This is a genomic window from Streptomyces sp. NPDC059957 (assembly GCF_042730015.1).
In the GTDB taxonomy this organism is placed as follows: domain Bacteria; phylum Actinomycetota; class Actinomycetes; order Streptomycetales; family Streptomycetaceae; genus Streptomyces.
Genome location: NZ_JBHWMB010000105.1, coordinates 2467 through 22891, shown reverse-complemented (window position 1 = coordinate 22891; position 20425 = coordinate 2467). Strand labels below are relative to the sequence as shown.

Annotated in this window: 18 protein-coding genes and 1 pseudogene; 10 read left to right on the top strand and 9 right to left on the bottom strand. The window is 72.8% G+C overall.

Features of this window, described 5'->3' with window-relative positions; translation table 11 throughout:
- Positions 1–100 (top strand): annotated as a pseudogene (locus tag ACFWBW_RS38445) (IS481 family transposase); the annotation flags it as partial.
- Here the strand turns inward: ACFWBW_RS38445 and ACFWBW_RS38440 are convergent.
- Positions 97–918 carry an adenosylcobinamide-GDP ribazoletransferase gene (locus tag ACFWBW_RS38440; protein WP_385383390.1) on the bottom strand — a complete coding sequence of 274 codons (822 nt, stop codon included), beginning with the start codon at positions 916–918 and terminating at the stop codon, positions 97–99. The pseudogene ACFWBW_RS38445 and the gene ACFWBW_RS38440 overlap by 4 nt on opposite strands.
- A gap of 70 nt (positions 919–988) precedes the next feature.
- Between ACFWBW_RS38440 and ACFWBW_RS38435 the strand changes: the two genes are divergently transcribed.
- Positions 989–1753: a hypothetical protein gene (locus ACFWBW_RS38435; RefSeq protein WP_385383387.1), complete on the top strand. Its 765-nt coding sequence runs from the start codon at positions 989–991 to the stop codon at positions 1751–1753.
- 72 nt (positions 1754–1825) lie between these two features.
- Here ACFWBW_RS38435 and ACFWBW_RS38430 read toward each other — a convergent pair whose 3' ends face one another.
- Both ACFWBW_RS38430 and ACFWBW_RS38425 read right to left on the bottom strand, forming a co-directional pair.
- The gene (locus ACFWBW_RS38430) at positions 1826–2104 is read right to left on the bottom strand and encodes a hypothetical protein (protein ID WP_385383384.1); all 279 of its coding nucleotides are present in this window, start codon (positions 2102–2104) and stop codon (positions 1826–1828) included.
- A 13-nt stretch (positions 2105–2117) separates the two neighbouring features.
- Positions 2118–2912 carry a PspA/IM30 family protein gene (locus ACFWBW_RS38425; RefSeq protein ID WP_385383381.1) on the bottom strand — a complete coding sequence of 265 codons (795 nt, stop codon included), beginning with the start codon at positions 2910–2912 and terminating at the stop codon, positions 2118–2120.
- A gap of 233 nt (positions 2913–3145) precedes the next feature.
- Here ACFWBW_RS38425 and ACFWBW_RS38420 point away from each other — a divergent pair, with 233 nt between their 5' ends.
- Positions 3146–3754 (top strand): DUF3043 domain-containing protein, encoded by a 609-nt coding sequence (locus tag ACFWBW_RS38420; protein ID WP_385383378.1) that lies wholly within the window; start codon positions 3146–3148, stop codon positions 3752–3754.
- Positions 3755–3843: 89 nt separating this feature from the next.
- Positions 3844–4566 (top strand): class I SAM-dependent methyltransferase, encoded by a 723-nt coding sequence (locus ACFWBW_RS38415; RefSeq protein ID WP_385383395.1) that lies wholly within the window; start codon positions 3844–3846, stop codon positions 4564–4566.
- A 69-nt stretch (positions 4567–4635) separates the two neighbouring features.
- Here the strand turns inward: ACFWBW_RS38415 and ACFWBW_RS38410 are convergent, their stop codons facing one another.
- Entirely contained in the window at positions 4636–4848 is a 213-nt protein-coding gene (locus ACFWBW_RS38410) for a hypothetical protein (protein ID WP_385383375.1), read from the bottom strand.
- 104 nt (positions 4849–4952) lie between these two features.
- On the opposite strand from ACFWBW_RS38410, the gene ACFWBW_RS38405 reads away from it, so the two are divergent.
- The 5 genes from ACFWBW_RS38405 to ACFWBW_RS38385 all read left to right on the top strand — a co-directional run bounded on the left by ACFWBW_RS38405 (position 4953) and on the right by ACFWBW_RS38385 (position 11397).
- Positions 4953–6158, top strand: coding sequence for a bifunctional adenosylcobinamide kinase/adenosylcobinamide-phosphate guanylyltransferase (locus ACFWBW_RS38405; RefSeq protein WP_385383372.1), 1206 nt, complete (start codon positions 4953–4955; stop codon positions 6156–6158).
- 140 nt (positions 6159–6298) lie between these two features.
- A complete protein-coding gene (cobT, locus tag ACFWBW_RS38400) occupies positions 6299–7360 on the top strand; it encodes a nicotinate-nucleotide--dimethylbenzimidazole phosphoribosyltransferase (protein ID WP_385383369.1) in 1062 nt (353 codons plus the stop codon).
- A gap of 82 nt (positions 7361–7442) precedes the next feature.
- Positions 7443–9392: a phosphatidylglycerol lysyltransferase domain-containing protein gene (locus ACFWBW_RS38395; protein ID WP_385383366.1), complete on the top strand. Its 1950-nt coding sequence runs from the start codon at positions 7443–7445 to the stop codon at positions 9390–9392.
- Positions 9389–10144 (top strand): hypothetical protein, encoded by a 756-nt coding sequence (locus tag ACFWBW_RS38390; protein WP_385383363.1) that lies wholly within the window; start codon positions 9389–9391, stop codon positions 10142–10144. The genes ACFWBW_RS38395 and ACFWBW_RS38390 overlap by 4 nt, the downstream gene beginning before the upstream one ends.
- A gap of 29 nt (positions 10145–10173) precedes the next feature.
- Positions 10174–11397 carry a sensor histidine kinase gene (locus tag ACFWBW_RS38385; RefSeq protein ID WP_385383360.1) on the top strand — a complete coding sequence of 408 codons (1224 nt, stop codon included), beginning with the start codon at positions 10174–10176 and terminating at the stop codon, positions 11395–11397.
- Between the two features lie 40 nt (positions 11398–11437).
- Here ACFWBW_RS38385 and ACFWBW_RS38380 read toward each other — a convergent pair whose 3' ends face one another.
- The 5 genes from ACFWBW_RS38380 to ACFWBW_RS38360 form a co-directional block, all read right to left on the bottom strand.
- Entirely contained in the window at positions 11438–12322 is an 885-nt protein-coding gene (locus ACFWBW_RS38380; RefSeq protein ID WP_385383357.1) for an endo alpha-1,4 polygalactosaminidase, read from the bottom strand.
- Positions 12319–12981, bottom strand: coding sequence for a spherulation-specific family 4 protein (locus ACFWBW_RS38375; protein WP_385383392.1), 663 nt, complete (start codon positions 12979–12981; stop codon positions 12319–12321). The genes ACFWBW_RS38380 and ACFWBW_RS38375 overlap by 4 nt, the downstream gene beginning before the upstream one ends.
- Positions 12982–13033: 52 nt before the next feature.
- Positions 13034–14686: a hypothetical protein gene (locus tag ACFWBW_RS38370; RefSeq protein ID WP_385383355.1), complete on the bottom strand. Its 1653-nt coding sequence runs from the start codon at positions 14684–14686 to the stop codon at positions 13034–13036.
- On the bottom strand, positions 14683–16197 hold the full coding sequence (gene pelF / locus ACFWBW_RS38365) for a GT4 family glycosyltransferase PelF (RefSeq protein WP_385383352.1): 1515 nt from the start codon (positions 16195–16197) through the stop codon (positions 14683–14685). Before pelF ends, ACFWBW_RS38370 begins: the two co-directional genes overlap by 4 nt.
- Positions 16198–16388: 191 nt before the next feature.
- Positions 16389–18413: a hypothetical protein gene (locus ACFWBW_RS38360; protein WP_385383349.1), complete on the bottom strand. Its 2025-nt coding sequence runs from the start codon at positions 18411–18413 to the stop codon at positions 16389–16391.
- Positions 18414–18757: 344 nt separating this feature from the next.
- On the opposite strand from ACFWBW_RS38360, the gene ACFWBW_RS38355 reads away from it, so the two are divergent.
- Positions 18758–20296 (top strand): leucyl aminopeptidase, encoded by a 1539-nt coding sequence (locus ACFWBW_RS38355; RefSeq protein WP_385383346.1) that lies wholly within the window; start codon positions 18758–18760, stop codon positions 20294–20296.
- Positions 20297–20425: the final 129 nt, after the last annotated feature.

Here is a 20425-nt window from a genome sequence, read left to right as displayed (position 1 = left end):
AGACTTCCTCCACACCTACAACCACCACCGCTGCCACACCGCACTGGGCGGACACCCGCCGATCAGCCGCGTCAACAACGCTGCGGGTCAATACACCTAGCCCAGGGCCAGGAGTACCAGGGCCGTCGTCGCCGAGACCTCGGCCAGGGCTCCGAACACGTCGCCGGTGACCCCGTCGAAGCGGCGCACGCAGCGGCGGAGCAGGGCCTCCGACGCCAGCAGGGCGGCCAGGACCGCCACCGCGTGCTGCGCGGCGGCCGGCGGGCCCAGGGGCAGCGCGGCCGCGGCGGACAGGAGCACCACGAGTACGGCGACCGCGGCGGCGGCCCCGCGCGGGACGACTCCGGCGACCGCCGCGCCCAGCCCCTCGGGGCGGGCCGGGGGGACCCCGTCGCGGGAGGCCAGGGTCATGGCGAGCCGGGCGGTGACGGCGGCGACCACGGCGGCGAGCGCACCCCGGATCCAGCTGTCGGCGTACACGTCGGCCAGCGCCGCGACTTGGACCAGCAGCACGAACACCAGCGCCACCACCCCGAAGGGGCCGATGTCGGACTGCTTCATGATGCGCAGCGCGGCGTCGGCCGGCTTGGCGCTGCCCAGTCCGTCCACCGTGTCGGCGAGGCCGTCCAGGTGCAGGGCGCGGGTCAGGGCCGCCGGTACGGCGACGGTGACGGCCGCGGCGAGCAGCGGGCCGCCGCCGCACAGGAGCAGGAGCACGCCGGGCACGGCCGCGAGGAGCCCCACGACGAGCCCGGCGAGCGGGGCGCAGGCCATGCCGGTTCGGGCTGCGGGCCGGTCCCAGCGGGTGATGCGCGCGGGCAGCACGGTGAGCGTGCCGAAGGCGAAGCGGACCCCGTCGAGGAGGGAGGCCCGGTCCGGGGGCGGGGTCAGGGGCGGGCCGTCGTACGAATCTGTCATCGGCGCGAACGCTACCCGCTCGACGGGACCGGTAAGTTACCCATAACGCCCCAAATCGTGAGGTGGTGGCATGGGTCACTGGTGGTATCGCAACATTATGGAGCCGGGGAAGCTCCCGCTGCTCCTCGCACTGGTCGCCTTCGTCCTGTCGTTCCTGGTCACCCGCATGATCACCCGCATGATCCGGGCGGGCCGGGGGCCCTTCAAGAACGTCACCCCGGGCGGCATGCACATCCACCACGTGGTCCCCGGCGTGATCCTCGTGATCATCGGCGGCTTCGGCGCGATCGGCAGCGCCCGGCACAGCTTCGGGGCGGGCCTGTCGGCCGTGATCTTCGGGCTGGGCGCGGGGCTGGTGCTGGACGAGTTCGCGCTGATCCTGCACCTGGACGACGTCTACTGGAGCGAGCAGGGCCGCAAGAGCGTGGAGATCGTGGTCCTGACGGCGGCGATCGTGGCACTGGTGCTGGGCGGCTTCCTGCCCTTCGGGGTCAACGACCTCACCGAGGACGAGCGGCACAACCGCGGGCTGGTCGCCATGAACACGGCGACGAACTTCTTCCTGGCCCTGATCGCCCTCTGGAAGGGCAAGGCGCGCACCGCGTTCTTCGGCACGGTCATCCCCTTCGTCGCGCTGATCGGCGCGATCCGCCTCGCCCGGCCCGGATCCCCGTACGCGAAGAAGTTCTACGTCAACCGCCCGAAGGCCCGTGCCAAATCCGGGCTGCGCGCCTTCCACCACGACCGCCGGTGGGCCTCGCCGCGGCGCAAGTTCGAGAACTTCATCGGCGGGACCCCGGACACGGAACGGCCCTCCAAGAAGGAACTGCGCTGACTGACGACACAGAGGAAGGGCCCGCCCCGTGGGGGCGGGCCCTTCCTCTTCACGCGTGCGTCAGGGTCCCGGTCAGCCCGGGATCAGCCCGTCGTCGCTGAGCATCTCCCGCACCTCGTCCAGCGAGGCGCCGGGGGCGGGCAGGATCAGCTCCGACGGCTCCAGCGCCTCGTCGGGCAGCGGCTTGCCGAGTCGGCGTACGGCGTCGAGCAGCTCGCCCAGCGTGCGCCGGAAGCCCTCCTCGTCACCGCTCTCCATCTCCGCGAGCAGTTCGTCGTCCAGCTTGTTGAGCTCGGTGAAGTGGCTGTCCGCCAGCTCCACCTGACCTTCCCCCATGATGCGGACAATCATGCCGGGCCCCGTCCTACTGCTTGTCGAACCGGTGCTGGGTCTGCGACGGCTGGCCGGCGCCCGGGGCGCCGCCCTCGATGGACTGCTGCTGGGCGGAGGGGCCGCCCGCCAGCTCGGCCTTCATGCGCTGGAGCTCCAGCTCCACGTCCGTCCCGCCGGAGAGGCGGTCGAGCTCGGCCTGGATGTCGTCCTTGGAGCCGAGGCCGCTCCGGTCGTCGAGCGCGCCGGAGGCGAGCAGCTCGTCGATCGCGCCGGCGCGGGCCTGGAGCTGCGCCGTCTTGTCCTCGGCGCGCTGGATGGCGAGGCCGACGTCGCTCATCTCCTCGGAGATGCCGGAGAAGGACTCGGCGATCCGCGTCTGCGCCTGGGCCGCCGTGTACGTGGCCTTGATGGTCTCCTTCTTCGTGCGGAAGGCGTCCACCTTGGCCTGCAGCCGCTGCGCGGCGAGGGTCAGCTTCTCCTCCTCGCCCTGGAGGGTCTGGTGCTGCACCTCCAGGTCGCTGACCTGCTGCTGCAGCGAGGCGCGGCGGGACAGGGCCTCGCGGGCCAGGTCCTCACGGCCCAGGGCCAGCGCCTTGCGGCCCTGGTCCTCCAGCTTGCTGGACTGCCCCTGGAGCTGGTTGAGCTGCAGCTCCAGCCGCTTGCGGGAGGTCGCCACGTCGGCGACTCCGCGGCGCACCTTCTGGAGCAGCTCCAGCTGCTTCTGGTACGAGTAGTCGAGGGTCTCGCGCGGGTCCTCGGCCCGGTCCAGGGCCTTGTTCGCCTTCGCGCGGAAGATCATCCCCATACGCTTCATGACACCGCTCATGGGCTTCGCGCGCCCCCTTCTAGACGGACTGTGCTCCAGGTCACCAACAAGACCCACAGTACGGGGCCTGTCTCTATTACCGCACTGTTCGAGCGGGGATGCGCTCCTCCTCCAGGACGACTGATCGTCCGCCGTGTCAGGCGTAAGGAGTAGGTGCTTCCCTCAGGAAGGACGCCCGCCGTTGCCGGATCGTTCCCCTCGGGGATGGGGCGCGTGGCCACAACCACGTACCCTTGGGTTTTGTGTTTGGTAGCCGATCCTCCAAGGAAGAGAAGGACGCCGCCACCGACAAGGTGAGCGCCGACCTCTCGCAGTCCCGTGACCCTCAGGCCCCGAAGGGCCGCCCGACGCCGAAGCGTGCTGTGGCCCAGTCGCAGCGCAAGGCCGTGGTGGCCTCGACCGGCAACCGCAAGGAGGATGCCAAGCGAGCTCGTGAGCGCCGCCGGGTCGAGATGACCAAGCAGCGCGAGGCCCTCGCCAATGGCGACGAGCGTTATCTGCCCACCCGCGACAAGGGTCCCGTGCGCCGGTACGTACGCGACTTCGTGGACTCCCGCTTCTCCGTCGCCGAGATGTTCCTGCCGCTGGCCGTGATCATCCTGGTGCTGAGCATGGTGCGGGTGCCGTCCATCCAGAACATCGCGCTCCTGCTGTGGCTCGGCGTGATCGCGCTGATCATCGTCGACTCCGTCGGCATGTTCATCCGCCTGCGCAAGGCCCTGAACGAGCGCTTCCCGGACGAGCCCAAGCGCGGCGCCGTCGCGTACGGCCTGATGCGCACCCTCCAGATGCGCCGGCTGCGTCTGCCGAAGCCGCAGGTCAAGCGCGGGGAACGGCCCTGAGCCGAGGAACGCCCGGAGCGTTCGGCGGGGGTGGCTTCACGGACGGGGCCCGGCTTTGGCTCGAAGGCCTGGGCGGGCTCCGCAACGTGGTGCGCCAAGAGCTCGTCGGCCGTCAGGTCGACGAGCAGATCGCGCACCGCTTCGCCGTGGGGCAGCGCCTGCGCGTCCTCGACGTGGGCATGGGCCAGGGCACCCAGGCGCTGCGCCTGGCCCGCGCCGGGCACATGGTGACCGGGCTGGAACAGGACCCGGCCATGCTGGCCGTCGCCCGTGAGGTGCTGGCCGCCGAGCCCCCCGGGATCCAGGACCGCGTCCGCCTCATGGAGGGCGACGGCCGGGAGACCGGCGCGCACTTCCTGCCGGGCAGCTTCGACGTCGTGCTCTGCCACGGCGTCCTCATGTACGTGCCCGAGCCGGACGCCATGCTCGCCGGGCTCGCCCGGATGCTGGCCCCCGGCGGACTGCTGTCCCTGCTGGTGCGCAACGGCGACGCCCTCGCGATGCGGCCCGGCCTGCACGGCGACTGGACGGCCGCGCTGGCGGCCTTCGACGGCGTCGACTACACGAACCGGCTGGGCCTGGACGTACGCGCCGACCGGCTGGCCACGCTGACCGCGACCCTGTCGGGGATCGGCGCCCCGCTGCAGACCTGGTACGGGGTGCGCGTCTTCACCGACGGCACCGAGGCCGGCGACAAGCTCCCCGCCGACGCGGAACTGGAGGGGCTGCTCGCCGCCGAGGACCGCGCCGGCCGGACCGACCCCTACCGCGGGGTCGCCGCGCTGCTGCACCTGTGCGGCGTACGGGGCTGAGCCCCGGCACCCCTTCGCACGGCAGAGCCCGGACCCCCTGGGGGTCCGGGCTCTCGCACGCCCCGGCCCTCAGAGTTCGGCGGCCTCGCGCAGGCTCATCGTGTAGAGCTGGGTCCCGTTGTCGTCGGACAGCTTCACCTGTTCGGTGCCGCCCTCCAGCAGGTCCTTCCAGTACTCGCCGATCCAGGATTCGGCGTCTCCCTGCGTGGTGAACTCCTCCGGCACCACCGACGGGCTCGTCTCACTGCCGTCGGCCGTCTCGAACCGCCACGTCCACGCCATGTCCGCCTCCGTTGCTCGTCCGCTTCTCACACGCTTCTCGCCTTGAGTGTGCCCGCAGACTAACCGGGCGCGCAGCAGTCCCGGCGACGCGGGAGGATCATCCTGTGGAACTCACTCTGCTCGGCACCGGCACACCCGAAGGACTGCCCCGCCCCGGCTGTCCCTGCGCCGCCTGCGCGCTCTCCGTGGGGCCCCGGGTGCGCGCCGCCACCTCCGTGCTCGTGGACGGGGCGCTGCTGCTGGACCTGACCCCCGGGGCGGTGCTCGCCGGCGCCCGGGCGGGGCATTCGCTGGCGGCCGTACGGCAGGTCCTGCTGACGCACCCGCACGACGGTCCCGCCGTCGAGCTGCCGCCGGGGCTGCCGGCGGCCGGGCGGGTGCCGGACGGGCGGGAGCTCGCGGTGATCTCGGGGCACCGGGTGCGGGCCGTGCCGATGGACGCGCCGGGCACCGGGTACGAGGTGACCGGGCCGGACGGCGCCCGGATGCTGTACCTGCCGCCGGGCGGCGCCCCGGCCGGGACCTCGGGCACCAGCGGGCGGCGCCCGTACGACGTGGTCCTCGCGGACGTGCTCGGCCGGCCGGAGGCGCTGGCGCGGCTGCGGGCCAGCGGGGCGGTGGGCCCGGCGACGGACGTGATCGCCGTCCACCTGGACCACGACACCCCGCCCGGGGCGGAGCTGGAGCGCCGGTGCGCGGCCGCGGGCGCGCGGACCGTGGCGGACGGGACCACGGTGGCGGCCGGGGAGTACCGGCCGGCGCCGGAGGTGCCGCGGCGGACCCTGGTCCTGGGCGGCGCCCGGTCGGGCAAGTCGTACGAGGCCGAGCGCCGGCTGACCGGCTACCCGGAGGTGGTCTACGTGGCCACGGGCGGTACCCGCGAGGGCGATGCGGAGTGGGCCGCGCGGGTCGGGCTCCACCGCGAGCGCAGGGCCGCGTCCTGGCGGACGGTGGAGACCTGCGACCTGGTGCCGCTGCTGGAGCAGGAGGGCCCGGCGCTGCTCATCGACTGCCTGGCGCTGTGGCTCACGGACGCGATGGACCGGGCCGGTGCCTGGGACGACTCCGTCTGGGCGGGCGGGGGAAGCAAAGAGCTGGCTGCGCGCGTCGGTGAACTGGTGGCGGCGGTCCGGGCCACCCGTCGGCAGGTGGTGCTGGTCAGCAACGAGGTCGGCTCCGGGGTCGTTCCCGCGACGGCGGCGGGGCGGCGGTTCCGCGACGAGCTGGGGCGGCTGAACGCGGGGGTCGCCGGGGAGTGCGAGCACGTCCTCCTGGTGGTGGCGGGGCAGGCGCTGGTCCTGAAGCAGTAGCCGCGCGTGGCGCCGCACCCGGGTCTTCGCGCGGGGCCGGGGCCCGCCGGCGCGCCGCACGCGGCTCGCCCGGCGACGGCAACGCCCCGGGGTGTGACGACCGTTCAAGCCCCGCAGGGCTCCGCTGTACCCTCTGGCAAATGACCACGCTGAATCTCGACGACTTCTCCGATCTGATCGAGCGCCCCGACGGGGGCGTCCGGCGTGACGCCGAGGAACGCCGTGAACGGCTGGCCGTGCCGGTCGGGGCGCTGGGGCGGCTCGACGAACTCGCCGAGTGGCTCGCCGCCGCGCAGGGCCAGGTGCCGGTCAAGCCGATCGAGCGACCCCGCGTCGTACTGTTCGCCGCCGACCACGGGGTGGCCTCCGAGGGGGTCTCCGCGCGTCCCGCCGGCAGCGCCCACGAGCTGGTGCGGGCCGTCCTGGACGGCCGGAGCCCGGTGGCGGTCCTCGCGGGGCGGCTGGGCGCCTCCGTACGGATCGTGGACGCCGGCCTGGACTGCCATCTCGAGCTGCTGCCCCCGGAGATCACCAAGCACCGCATCCGGCGCGGCAGCGGGCGGATCGACGTGGAGGACGCGCTGACGATCGAGGAGGCCCGGGCCGCGCTGCGCCTCGGGATCCAGATCGCCGACGAGGAGGCCGACTCCGGGACCGACCTGGTCGTCCTCGGCGACCTGAGCGTCGGCGGGACCACCGTCGCCGCGACCCTCGTCGCCGCGCTGTGCGGTACCGACGCCTCCGTGGTCACCGGCCGCGGCGGCATGCCGATCGACGACCTGACCTGGATGCGCAAGTGTGCGGCGATCCGCGACGCGCTGCGACGCGCCCGGCCCGTCCTCGGGGATCAGGTGGCGCTGCTCGCCGCCGTCGGCGGTGCCGACGTCGCCGCGATCACCGGCTTCCTGCTCCAGTGCGCGGTGCGCCGCACCCCCGTGATCCTCGACGGGGTCGTCTCGGCGGCCTGCGGGCTGGTGGCCCAGCGGGCCGCTTTCCGGGCGCCGGACTGGTGGCTGGCCGGACAGGCCAGCGGAGAGCCCGGCCAGGCGAAGGCACTGGACCGGATGGCACTCAACCCCGTGCTCGACCACGGCGTCACTGTGGGAGAAGGAACCGGGGCGCTGCTGGCTCTTCCCCTCGTCCAGGCGGCCGCCGCACTCGCGGCGGAACTCCCCGAGCGGGCGGTCGAGCCCACCGAATGAGTCGCCGGGGTCCGCGGCCTTGACCAGGCCGCGGTTCTCCGGAGATCAACACGGACCGCAATGCCCCATATGATCGGCTTTTATGGGAGAGGTCCGTTTGACCAGCGCAGAGACCGATCGGAAGACCGACCGAGGAACCGGTGGGGATCCGAACGGCAGAAACAATCCGGGGGGCGGGCGGGGGAACGCCCAGGCCAATGCCCAGGGCAGCGCCCAGGGAGCCGCACCGGCCGGGCAGGGGAACACCCGGGAAACCGGCCGGGGAAGCACCCGCTCGCGGCGCAGCGCCGGCTTCGCCGTGTGGTACTTGCGCGCCGTCACCTTCGTCAACCTGCTCAGCGCGGTGTGGTTCTCGCTCGGCCAGGACCTGCGCCGGCACAGCACCGCCGATTTCTACACCCCGTACCTGCTCACGGCGGGCTTCGCCTCCGCGGCGTTCTCGCTGCTGCTCACCGTCACCATGGGCCGCCGCAAGCGCGCGGCCTGGATCCTGAACCTCGTGCTCAGCGGGCTGCTCCTGGCGGCCTTCGCGATGGCCGCCGTAGCCTCCTTCACCCCGTGCTCGGGGGGCTCGTACGAGTTCTGCTATCCGGAGTTCCGCGTCCACCCGCAGAACTGGGTGGCCTTCGGGCTGACCGCGCTCTTCGTCGGCGCCCTGCTGCTGGGCCGCCGGGAGTTCTACGCCAAGGGCGACCGCTCCAACCCGCTGCTGGCCAGCCTGGTCGCCTCCGTCGGCCTGCTGGTGACCTCGCTGGTCGCCGCCCTGCTCGTCGGCGCGACCAACACCGACCCGGACGCCGCGGACGCCACGTTCCTTGCGCGCTGGCGGTACGGCGTGATGCGGCTGGTCACCCTGGCCCCCGGCGACAAGGCGTACAACACGATCACCACCCCGGGCTGGGTGGACGTGACGATCAACGTCATGTCGACGCTGCTGCTGCTCGCCGTGCTGTTCGCGGCCTTCCGCTCGCGCCGCGCCGTGGACCCGATCGGCGAGGAGGACGAGGAGAAGCTGCGCCTGCTGCTCGCCCGGCACGGCGACCGCGACTCGCTGGGCTACTTCGCGCTGCGCCGCGAGAAGTCCGTCATCTGGTCCCCCACCGGCAAGGCCGCGGTCACCTACCGCGTCGTCGGCGGGGTCTCGCTGGCCTCCGGCGACCCGATCGGCGACCCCGAGGCCTGGCCCGGCGCCATCGAGCCCTGGCTGGCCGAGGCCCGCGAGCACGGCTGGGTCCCCGCCGTGATGGGCGCGAGCGAGGAAGCCGGGCAGATCTACGCACGGCACGGACTGGACGCGCTGGAGCTCGGCGACGAAGCCATCGTGGAGACCGACGAGTTCACCCTGGAGGGCCGCGCCATGCGGACCGTCCGCCAGGCGTACAACCGGGTCAAGCGGGCCGGGTACACCGTCCGCATCCGCCGCCACGCCGACATCCCGGCCGAGGAGATGGACGTGCTCCTGCTGCGCGCCGACGACTGGCGCGACGGCGCGACCGAGCGCGGCTTCTCGATGGCGCTGGGCCGGCTGGGCGATCCCGACGACGGCCAGTGCGTGATGCTGGAGTGCTTCGACGGCGAGGGCGAACTGCGCGCCGTGCTGTCCTTCGTGCCCTGGGGACCCAAGGGCCTGTCGCTGGACCTGATGCGCCGTGACCGGGATTCCGAGAACGGCCTGATGGAGTTCATGGTCATCGAACTCCTGGAGCGCGCCAAGGAGATCGGCGTCACCCAGGTCTCGCTCAACTTCGCGATGTTCCGCTCCGTCTTCGAGCGCGGGTCGAAGCTCGGCGCCGGTCCGGTGCTGCGTCTGTGGCGCTCGCTGCTGAGCTTCTTCTCGCGCTGGTGGCAGATCGAGTCCCTCTACCGGGCCAACGCCAAATACCGGCCGATCTGGGAACCGCGGTTCATGCTCTTCGAGAAGAGTTCGGACCTGCTGCGGATCGGGATCGCGGCGGGCCGGGCCGAGGGCTTCCTGGAAGCACCCGGGCTGCCGAAGTGGATGCACCGCAGACATCTGGAGAGCAAGCGTTGAGCACTGCCTCACTGCGGCGGTTCGCCCGCCGCGAGTGGGGGCCCCTGTACCGCACGGTCCGGGACGCGCTCGTCCACGACAGGTGGCGGGCGATCCCGATGACCCTCGGCGCGGTCTGCCTGACCGCGGTCTTCCAGATCGTGCAGCAGACCTCATGGGGCTTCCAGCCGGTGCAGGACCTCGGGTCGGTCAAGGCCGTCGACCCGCTCTGGCTGGCCCTGCTGCGGACCCCGCTGTCGCTGTTCGTCCCTGCGCTGGACCTGCCGGTGTGGGGCGCGCTCGCGCAGATCCTGCTCGTCTTCGGGATCTCGGAGATCTGCATCGGCTGGTGGCGCACGCTGGTCATCGGCTACGTGGCCACCCTGGCCGGGACCATGTACGCGCGGATCGGGCTCTCGCTGGGCCCGGACCATCCCTTCGGCCTGCCCGAGTCGGACAGGATCGTCAACGACACCGGGCCCTCGGCGGCGGTGGTCGGGCTCGCCGTGTACGTCTGCTGGCGCTACCGGGCGTACGTGACCGGCTCCGCCGTGATCCTGGTCATGATCGGCGAGCTGCTCTTCAAGGACAACCTGGCGGGCAAGGAACACCTGGCCGCCATCGCGTCGGTGATGCTGATTTGCCTGGTCCGCGCCACGTGGGGCCCGGAGCGCTCCCGCGCCCCGCTGGGGCGGCCTCCGGCAGCGATCCCGCCACCGACCCCTCCCCCGGCTCCGCCCGGGACGCCTCCCGCGCCGCCGCCCCGGGGCTGAAAGCGCGCGCGGGGCCGTACCGTATCGGGGTGACGACAGACCTCGGGCCGTTCGCCCCCACGCGGCAGTGGATGCGGGACCATCCGCTGGCCACCGACGCCGTCCTGGCGTTCGGGGCGCTCGTCGCCATGGTCGTCGCATCCTTCGCCGACCCGCACGGGGAGTACGGGCCGACCTTCGGGACCCGCACCCCCGAGCCCTTCTCGCTGGTCCTCATGGTGCTCGGCGCGGCCGCCCTGGTGCTGCGGCGCCGGCGGCCGCGCGCGGTGCTGGCCGTGGCCGTCGGGCTCTCGCTGCTGGAGCTGACCACCGGGGAGCCGCGGGCGCCCGTCGCCATGTGCACGGTGATCGCCCTGTACACGGTGGCCTCCCGCACCGACCGGCCCACCACCTGGAGGCTCGGCCTGCTCACCATGGCCGGGCTGACGGGCGTGGCCATGCTGGCCGGGCCGCTGCCCTGGTACTCCCAGGAGAACCTCGGCATCTTCGCCTGGACCGGCATGGCCGCCGCCGCCGGGGACGCGGTGCGCAGCCGCCGGGCGTTCATCGACGCCATCCAGGAGCGGGCCGAGCGCGCCGAGCGGACCCGCGAGGAGGAGGCCCGGCGCCGGGTCGCCGAGGAGCGGCTGCGGATCGCCCGGGACCTCCACGACGTGGTGGCCCATCACATCGCCCTGGTCAACGTGCAGGCGGGGGTGGCCGCGCACGTCATGGACAAGCGCCCGGACCAGGCCAAGGAGGCCCTGGCGCACGTACGGGACGCCAGCCGCTCGGCCCTGAACGAGCTGCGGGCGACCGTCGGGCTGCTGCGCCAGTCCGGCGACCCGGAGGCGCCGACCGAGCCCGCGCCCGGTCTGGCGGTCCTCGGCGACCTGGTGGACACCTTCCGCAACGCCGGGCTCCCGGTGAAGGTGATGGTCCAGCTGGGCCCGGCCGCCGCGGTTCCGCTGCCGGCCGCCGTGGACCTGGCGGCGTACCGGGTGATCCAGGAGGCGCTGACCAACGTCCGCAAGCACGCGGGCCCGGGGGCCGGCGCCGAGGTCAGCGTGGTGCGGGTGGGCGGCTCCGTGGAGGTGACCGTGCTGGACGACGGCGGCTCCGCGGCGGACCCCTCGCCGGAACCCGGCGATCCCGGCGGCGGGCACGGCCTGCTCGGCATGCGCGAGCGGGCCGTGGCCCTGGGCGGCTCCTGCTTCGCCGGACCCCGCTTCGGGGGCGGCTACCGGGTGCACGCGATCCTCCCGGTGGGCTGAGCGGCTGCCCCGCCCTCCCCCGCCCTCCCCCGGCAGGCGCTCAGCAGGCCTTCCGCCAGGCGCCCAGGTCGTACTTCTTCTCCAGCGAGCTCAGCTTCAGCTCGCGCGAGGCCGGGCAGAACCGGCTCGCCGGGAGCTCGTACTCCACGTGGAAGACCGCTTTGCCCGCCGCGATGAACGGGGTCAGCCGGCCGCATTCGTCGTACTGGGCGCACTGTTCGTTGACCGCGAAGTCGAAGTCCCCCACCAGCTCCGGGATCTGGTCCAGGTCGTTCTTGAGCCCGACCGACAGCCCCCGGTCGTGCGCGAGCCGCACGATCAGCCGGTTGTAGGTCAGCTGGTCGCCCGCGGTGAGCGGGAAGCCCGACTTGTTGCGGTAGGCGTCCATGTTGTCCGGCTCCACCGCGTCGAAGCCCTTGTCCCGGCACATGTCGAACCGCTTGGCGATCAGCGGTTCCAGTTCCGTGAGCCGCCGGATGTCGAGCCAGCGCTCGCCCTCCCAGCCGTTGCCCTCCCCGCGCATCGACGCCGGGAAGGCCCCGGCGTCGGGCCGGAAGTCCTCCCAGGCGCCGGTGGAGAGGTAGCAGATGGTCCGCCGGCCGGCCGCCTTCAGCTCGGCGACCTGCTCCTTGGTGGTGGTGAACCCGTCGATGTCGTAGACCGCCGCCTTCACCGAGGTGTCGAGCTTCCCGGTGATCTGCCACTGCCAGCTGACCCCGGGTGCCGGCTGCCAGCGCTCCCCCGGGGCGGGGGCGGGCGAGAGGTCGTCGGGCCGGTCCTCCCCGTCGTCGTCCCGGTCCGGGCCGGAGGTGCAGGCCGCGAGCAGGAGGAGCGGTACGAGGAACAGCAGGCGGCGGCGGACCGCCGAGCGGGCGGACGGGTGGCTGGACGAGTGGCTGGACGAGTGGGTGGGCGGGCGTCTCATCCGGCGGCCTCCAGGGCGTACGGCAGGGTCCCCCACGGGTGCGCGCCGGTCCCCGGGACCGCGCAGTGCACCCCCGCTCCCCGCTGGGCCGCCAGCCGCTCGGCGAGTTCGGCGGCCGGGGCGCCCGGCGGGACGGCGTAGACGAGGTGGCAGAACCGGTGGGCGGGATGGTCCGCGGTCCACGGGGGAACGGCGGCGGCGTCCCGGTAGGCGTCCCAGGGCCCCTCGAAGGTGACGAGCAGATCGGCGAGTTCGGCGTAGCCCGGGTGCGGGTGCACTCCGTGGTTGAGGACGACGGTACGGGCTCCGGCGGCCCGCGCCGCGACGACGAGCCGCCGGTAGTGCGGCAGGAACTCCGGGCCGGACGCGGCCTGGTCCAGGAAGGTGCCGTCGGCGGCGTACCAGTCGCGGTGGCGCAGCAGGTCCTGGACCACGGCGGCGTGCGGGCGGCGCCCGTAGTCGGTGTCGGCGTACCCCAGGACGGGCACCCCGGCCCCGCGAAGCCTTTCCGCGACGGCGGCGAACCGCTCGTCGGGGGCCTCGCCCGGGCCGCTGGCGGGGTTGAGCACCACGGAGTGCAGCCGGCCCGCGGAGCGGATGAGCCGCTCCCAGTACTCGGGGCGGTCGGCGGGGTGCTCGTAGAGGGGCACCAGGAGCATGAGGTCCTTCTTCTCGTACGGGGTCACGTGCGTCGGCGGTGACGGACGGGGGTCAGCGGTGGGCCGTCGCGCGGCCGAGCAGCAGGCAGACCAGCGTGCCCAGCGCGAGCGCCGCGGCTCCGGCGACGGCCAGTTGCACGGCGCGCGGCTGGCCGAGGCCCAGGAGCAGGGCCAGGCTCTGCGCGACGGCGGCCGAGGCGCAGACCACCGCGGCGGGCCGGACCGCCCCGAAGGACTGCAGGAGCAGCCCGGTCCACATCACGGCCCCGAGCAGCAGCAGGGTGGCGACCCGGACCCCGGTCAGGCCGGGCGCGCCGGGCCAGAGCAGGGTTCCGGTGACGCCGAGGGCCAGCAGCACCGCCAGGTAGGTGGCGAGGCACCGGGCCAGGGTGGAGAGCATCCGCAGCCGGAACTGCCGGGGCGAGCGGGCCGCGCGCAGGCCGGCGAGGCTGCCGCTGCGGAACCGGTGGAGCAGCCATTCGGCGGGGCCCATGCTGAGGGTGAGCGCCACCGCCGAGGGGGCCGCGACCGCTTCGGCGGGGCCTCCGGCGAGCACCTCCCCGAGGGCCGCGTACAGCACGAGCAGACCGGTGCCCAGGCCGAACACCCCGTACGGGACGGAGTCCCCGAGCCGGGGTCCGCGCGGCCCGTACTCCTCCTCGGCGCCGCGCAGCATCTGCCAGCGCACCGGGCCCCGTTCGCCCGGCCGGTGCTCCGTCCAGCCTCGGACGCGCAGCGCGAGGGCCCGTAGGCCGTCGGCCAGCGGCAGTTCCCGTCCGGCCAGGCCGCAGGCGGCCAGGAGGGAGGCCGTCAGCAGGAACACCCGGACCGGAATGGGCAGTTCCAGGAAGAGGGAGAGCAGCGCCCCGACGGCCATGGGTGCGAGCGCGGCCAGCAGCAGGCGCTCCCGCCCGAGGACGAGCAGCACGGTGGCGGCCCCGACGTACAGGGCCTGACCGGCGGCGAAGGCGTAGGAGAAGGGGGGCCCGCCGGGTACCGCCAGCGCGGCGGCGGTACCCAGGAGGGCCCCCGCGGGGGCTCCGGCGAGCAGGGTCCGCCCGGCGGCGGCCCGGTCGCCGAGCCCGAGCCAGGAGTACGCCCGGTGGGACAGGGTCTGGTCCCAGACCCAGCCGATGAGCGCCCCGGCGAGCAGGGTGAGCGTCCCTGCGGGCAGCCCCAGCCGGTCCTTGGGACCGTCCAGCAGGGGCGCGCCCAGCAGGTAGGCGAGCCCGGGCAGGGCGAAGATCACCCCGCGCAGGAGGCAGGCGGTGAGGGGGACCTTCCAGGGGTCGGGGACCTTGTCGGGTTCCGGGAAGGAGCGCGGCACCCGGGCGTAGAGCTCCTCGGCGAGGCCGAAGGAGTCCTGGCGGCCGTAGGCGAGGCGGATGTGCTCGTCGGTCATGCCGTCGGATTCCAGGACGGCGGCGATCTCGTCGGGGTGGACGGCAGCGGCGATGAACACGTCGAGTCGCTCGGCGAGTTCGTCCATCGGGTCGGCGGCCGGTCCGTCGCGTCCTTCGCGCCCTTCGCGTCCTTCGCGCCCTTCGCGTCCTTCGCGCCCTTCGCGGCGCGGCCGGGGGATGCCGGGCAGGGCGTCGGCCGCGTCCGCGGCGGGCGCCGTACCGCGCCCGGCCGCCGCGGCGTGGCCGACGGGCACCCAGGCCCCGCCCGGGCCGGGCGGCTTGAGCCAGAGGGATCCGCTCACCACATGCTCCCGTCGGCGGCGAGTTCCTTGTACCAGGGGTCGGCGAGGCGCTGGGTCCACTCGTCGCCCACGTGGACGGGCAGGACGGGCTGGCCGGCGAGCTCGCGGTAGATGTGGCGGAAGCCGTCCACGGACTGGTGGAGCGTGAACTTCTCCACCACCCGCTTGCGGGACATCCGGCCCAGTTCCGCGCGGCGCTCGTCGTCGCGGAGCAGGGCGAGGGTGGCGCGGGCCATGGTCTCGGGCTCGCGCGGCGGGACGACGAGGCCGGTGTCGCCGACGGCCTCGCGGACCCCGCCCACGTCGGTGGAGACGGTGGTGCGGCCGCAGGACATGGCCTCGATGATGGAGAAGGGGAAGCCCTCGCTGATGGAGGAGAGCATCACGACCGAGCCGGCCGCGTAGGCCTGGGCGACCTTTTCGATGCGGCCCTCGTAGGAGATCCCGTCGCCGACGCCCAGCTCGGCGGCGAGCTTCTCCAGCTTGAGCTTGTACTCCTCGCAGCCGGCCGGGACCGGGCCGAAGAGGCGCAGCCGCAGGGCGGGGAGCTCGTCGCGCATGAAGGCGTAGGCGCGGATGAGGGTTTCGAGGTCCTTGATGGGGTCGATGCGGCCGCACCAGCTGAGGGTGGGGATCTCCGGCTCGGGGCCGGCCTCGGGGAAGGCGTGCGGGTCGACGCCGTTGTAGACGGTCCGGATCCGCTCGGAGTCGGCGCCCCCGCGCTCCTCCCAGCGGCGGTTGTACTGGTTGCACGGGGTGATCAGGTCGGCCTGCCGGTAGCCCTCGGTGTTGAGCTCGCGGTAGAAGCCGAGCATGAGCGCCTTGACGGGCCAGCGCTGTTCGGCGCTGCGGTAGCCGAGGTAGCGCTCGCGGAGGTAGATGCCGTGCTCGGTGAGGAGGAAGGGCACCTTGTCGAGGTATTTGGCGGCGAGCGCCGGGAGGGTGGCCAGTCCGCTGCTGACGGCGTGGGCGACGCTGTCGGGCGGGATCCGCACGGACAGCGGGCGCAGGGCGTGTTCCAGCAGGTCGGTGGCGGTGAGCGCGTCGTGGATGGTGGGCTCGGCGGCGGCGGTGACCAGGCCGGGGCGGGTCCAGACGGTCATCAGCAGGCGCAGCACCGATTCGGAGCGCAGGGCCGCGGCGAGCCGCCCGGAGCGGGCCAGGGCGGCCAGCTCGCGCAGGGATTCGGAGAATCCGCCGCGCGCGGGGTCGAGCAGGGAGAGCAGGAAGGTCTCGTAGGTCTCGGCGAAACCGCGCCGGGCCTTGCCCCGCAGTCCTGAGCGAAGTCTGCGGGGCGGCGGAGCACCCCAGAGGGGAACGCTGGTGTGGCGGTAGACGTTGCGCGGCAACTCCCAGGTGACCGGCTCACGTCCGGAGCCGGTCAGGGCTATGACGTTGAAGTCGACCTCCGGCATGCCGCGGACCAGTTGGTCGCACCACGTGCTGACGCCCCCGTGGACGTGCGGGTAGGTGCCTTCGGTGAGCATGGTGACATGGCGCCCATGGCTCATGCGGTGTGTCCCCCCAGGACGGAAAAGGGGCCGGCGCCCGTGGTTCGCGGAGCGCCGGCGCTAGGTGGTACGCGTGGCTGTCTTGTGACGTGCGTGCCCTGTGGTCAGGGCGTGCCCGGTGGTCAGGGCATGACCGGTGGTCAGGGCAGGTGGAGCGTCGGAGCAGGTGGAACGTCAGAGCAGGTGGGGCGTCAGGGCGTGTTCAGCGTGACGGCGCTCTGGAGCAGTTCGGGCGCCGTCCAGGCGGAGCGGGTGCCGGCGTAGGCGGTGCCGAAGTCCGTGGTGCCCAGCAGGAGCTGCTTCCTGGTGCCGGTGGGCGCCGTGACCGGGGCCACGACTCCGGAGGGCGCCTTGACGGTGACGACCTTGCCGATGCGGTAGGCGGTGACCTGGTTGGCGGCGATCGCGGCGTTCCAGGCCGCGCGGCGCTGGAGCTCGACGCCGGTGTCCTTCATGCTCTGGTTCACGATGGGCGCGGAGGGCGCGTAGAGGGTGCGGTAGGTGTCGAGGACCTGGTTCAGCACCGGGTAGAGCGTGCGGTCCTCGGCGAGGTTGGACTGGTGGACGTAGTGCGGGCGCGGGTCGTTGTTCAGGACGTGCCGCATGGCGGTCCTGGCCTCGGCCGGAACGATGTAGTCCAGGTAGCCCGTGGTGGCGTCGAGCGGGTCCGGCAGGCAGGTGGAGGTGCCGGGGTTGTCCTCGCAGATGCCGCTGCCGCCGTCGGCCCGGCTGGTGTAGATCCAGTTGTACTCGTCGGCCATCTCGGCGTTGGTGCCCGTGTTGTAGTACACGTTCATCGGGTGCCGGGGGACGGTCAGCGCGGCGCCGACCGCCCGCTGCGCGGGCTCGCGCGAGTTGTCGCTGCCCGCCCACTTCACGCCGTTGTCGGCGAGCGCGCCGGCCAGGTTGGGGTTGTCCTGGGGCTGCTGCGGAAGCGTCTTGAGGCCGGAGTGCTCACCGGTGACCAGTTCGGTGCGGTCGGTGGTGATGCCCTTGGAGGCGGCCCAGTTGTTGTTGTCCCGGATCTGCGCCGAGATCTCGGCGCGGCTCATGTAGTTGATCGCGCCGGCGCTGTTCTTCGTGCAGGTCCACGGGACGGTGGTGGTGTCCTGGACGCAGCCGAGGAACGGGTGGGTGTAGGTGTGGTTCATCCACCGGTACTTCGCCCGGTCGGCGACGAGCTGGGCGGTCAGGGCGTCGACCCCGCCGTGCTCCGCCTTCCACTCCTCACCGGCGCCGCCGTTGAAGAGCATGTCGAGCTTGAAGCTCTTGGACGTCTGCCACTGCGCCGCGTACACGGCGTCGGCGGCCGTCATCCGGATCGTGGACTCCTGGCCCTCGCCGCCGGCGCAGGCGTAGTCGCCCGGGGTGCAGTTCAGGTCCTTGTTCCAGCGGGCGTCGGGGGCGAAGACGTCGTCGACGTGGACCGCGAAGTAGTTCCGCTCCTGGCCGAGGTGGACGCCCTGGGTCATCCACTCGACGATGCCCCGGGCCAGCAGCCGGAACTGCTGCTGGTACTGGTTGTAGCCGAAGGTGACGACCAGTTCGCTGCGCCCGTCGTGGGCGTACTCGCCGACGAGCGAGGCCCGTCCGGAGCCGACCGGGGCGTCGAGGTAGCTGGTGTACCCCGGCCGCGGCTTGGCCATGTACCCGTAGCTCTCGGGGATCAGCGCCGAGTTGTCCTCGAAGGCCACCTGCCCCCCGAGGTAGGCGAAGGGGCCCGCCTTGCCGGCGGCGGTGACGGCGGCCTGGGTGCCGTCCAGGGTGCCGCTGTAGCCTCCGTTGTCGGTGTACTCCAGGCCAACGCCCGGGTGCGCCCAGGTGTAGGCGTCGACCTGGCGGATCCCGTACGCCGTCTCGTACGCGGTGAGGGCGGCCATCTCGGCCGAGCCCGCCCCGAACGGGTTCTCGTTCGGCAGCACCACGCTCTGGAACTTGGCGCGCGGCCGGCCGTCGACCGTGTCGGCGAGGAACGCCGCGTTGACGACCGGACGGCTCCCGCTGCCCAGGTCGATGCGGGTGTACGGAACCCCCGTGTCGCGGAGTTCCGCCGTGATCGCCTCGACCGAGCTCCCGCCGTCGTCGACGACGAGGACCCGGAGGTCGACTCGCGGAGTGACCGCCGCCTGCGCGGCCGCTCCGGGTACCGCGACGGATGCTATGGCGGCCGCGAGGCAGACGGCGGCGAGCCTGTTCATCCGGTTCTTGTGGACCATTTCGGCCTTTCCCCCCGCAGATCCTCGACTTCGGCCTGTGGCGTTGGGCCAGACCGGGGAGGCTCTGTGGAAATGATGCAAAGGAACCCCGCGTCCCCTTGCGAGAGTGGTCCGAGTGTTTCGGACCTCGTCAGGTCTAAGAGGCAAACCTGGAACAGAAGCCACAGATGGGTGAACCTGCCCGCCTCGTGATCGAACAACTTGCCAAACCTTCGAGTGGCGTGCGGACGAGTGCGTGCGCGTAGGCTCATTTCCGGCGGCCATCGGGCCCGAATACGATCGCTACGGACGGCCGTCCACCCACTCGGCCCACACCACCAAAACGGAAGCGAGAATTCACCACCGTGACTGCTCTGACTCTCAGCACTGCCGGACCGGCGACGCTGCGCGCCGACGCCCTCGTCGTCGGCGTGGCGAAGGGCCCCAAGGGCCCCGTCGTCGCCGCGGGCGCCGAGGCCGTGGACAAGGCGTACGACGGCAAGCTCGCCGCCGTGCTCGACGCACTCGGTGCCTCGGGCGCCGAAGGCGAGACCACCAAGCTGCCGGCCCCGGACGGCCTCAAGGTCCCGGTCGTGCTGGCGGTCGGGCTGGGCGCCCTCCCCGACACGGACGAGTCCTACGACGAGGAGGCGCTGCGCCGCGCCGCCGGCGCCGCCGCCCGTGCCCTGCACGGCGCCAAGAAGGCCGGCTTCGCGCTCCCCCTGGACGACGCCTCCGCCGTCACGGCCGTGGCCGAGGGCGCGCTGCTGGGCGCGTACGCGTTCACCGCCTACCAGGGCGGCGAGAAGAAGGGCTCGGACGGCGGCAAGAACAGCGGCCCGAAGCAGCCGCTCGCCGAGATCGCCCTGCTCGGCGCCAAGCCGCGCGACAAGGAGCACAAGGCCGCGGCCGAGCGCGCCACGATCGTCGCGACCGAGATCAACATCGCCCGTGACCTGGTCAACACCCCGCCGAACGACCTCACCCCCGAGGCCTTCGCCGCAGTCGCCGGCGCGGCCGCGAAGGAGAACGGCATCAAGGTCCAGATCCTGGACGAGAAGGCCCTGATCAAGGGTGGCTACGGCGGCATCATGGGCGTCGGCAAGGGCTCCGAGAACCCGCCGCGCCTGGTGAAGCTCTCCTACACCCACGCCAAGGCGGAGAAGACCCTCGCCTTCGTCGGCAAGGGCATCACCTACGACTCCGGCGGCATCTCCCTGAAGCCGGCCGGCCACAACGAGACGATGAAGTGCGACATGGCCGGCGCCGCCGCCGTCTTCGCCTCCGTCGTCGCGGCCGCCAAGCTCGGCCTCCAGGTCAACGTGACCGGCTGGCTCGCGCTCGCCGAGAACATGCCCTCCGGCTCGGCCACCAAGCCGGGCGACGTGCTGCGCATGTACAGCGGCAAGACCGTCGAGGTGCTCAACACGGACGCCGAGGGCCGCCTGGTCCTGGGCGACGCGCTGACCAAGGCCTCCGAGGAGAACCCGGACGCGATCGTCGACGTGGCGACCCTGACCGGCGCCATGATGATGGCCCTGGGCGACCGCACCTTCGGCATCATGGCCAACGACGACGCCTTCCGCACCTCGATCCACGAGATCGCCGAGGAGGTCGGCGAGGCCTCCTGGCCGATGCCGCTCCCCGAGGACCTGCGCAAGTCCATGGACTCCCCCACCGCCGACATCGCCAACATGGGTGTCCGGATGGGCGGCGGCCTGGTGGCCGGCCTCTTCCTCCGGGAGTTCGTCGGCGAGGGCATCACCTGGGCCCACCTCGACATCGCGGGCCCCGCCTTCCACGAGGGCGCCCCGTTCGGCTACACCCCCAAGGGCGGCACCGGTTCGGCCGTACGCACCCTGGTGCGCCTGGCCGAGCGCACGGCCACGGGCGACCTGGGCTGACGCCCGGCAGCTGAGCTCACACGGGCCCAGGGGGGGGGGAAGGGGCTTTTGCCGGTGTGGGGATTGTGCGGATGCCAACAAAAACATTAGGGTTTTCCCTTCGAGTGACACCCCACTCCGTAACAAAAA